1 protein-coding gene is annotated in these 571 nt (G+C 61.5%); it reads right to left on the reverse strand.

The window, feature by feature from the left end:
- Positions 1–29: 29 nt before the first annotated feature.
- A complete protein-coding gene (locus tag CXQ93_RS20275; protein ID WP_104112181.1) occupies positions 30–428 on the reverse strand; it encodes a helix-turn-helix domain-containing protein in 399 nt (132 codons plus the stop codon).
- Positions 429–571 lie beyond the last annotated feature (143 nt).

The raw sequence follows: 571 nt of genomic DNA on the forward strand, positions 1-571 counted from the left end.
CAGTTGCGAGTATGTCGCGGGCCCGCGCTTCATGCCTCCGGTGACTTGTGCACCTCATCGAACTCGTCGAAGCGGCGGCGCGCCTGCTCGATCAGTGGCATCTGCTCTGCTGCCCACTCGAGAATTGCTTCGACCGGCGGTCGGAGGGTCTTTCCCAGCAGCGTGATGCTGTACTCCACCACCACTGGACGGGTGCTGAGGACAGCGCGATCGATGATGCCGTTGCGCTCGAGCCGCCTGAGCGTTGCGGTGAGTGACTTCTGTGTGACCGCGGGGATGACGCGCCGCAGTTCGCTGAAACGCATCGGTCGTTCGCATAGCTCGTTCAGGACCAGGAGGGACCACTTGTCGAGCACCTGGTCGAGTAGCTCACGGTGGGGTACATCGATCTCGAAGCGGTCCGACGGTGGACTGCTGGTAGTTCTCATGACACCCAGTTTCGTTGAAGTGACCACCTCCCACAAGGTATCTCTGAGATACCAGCAATCCTCCCGTCCAGACCAAGGTGCTTCCGATGCCTGTTCGCCTGTCCTCGTGCGGGCCCCTGATGCAGTCCGTCCCGTACCATCAC

This window comes from Arthrobacter sp. N199823 (genome assembly GCF_002929705.1).
GTDB lineage: Bacteria > Actinomycetota > Actinomycetes > Actinomycetales > Micrococcaceae > Specibacter.

Excerpts from the sequence above, each read along its gene's own strand:
- CXQ93_RS20275 (WP_104112181.1), bottom strand. The coding sequence starts at position 428 with ATGAGAACTACCAGCAGTCCACCGTCGGACCGCTTCGAGATCGATGTA.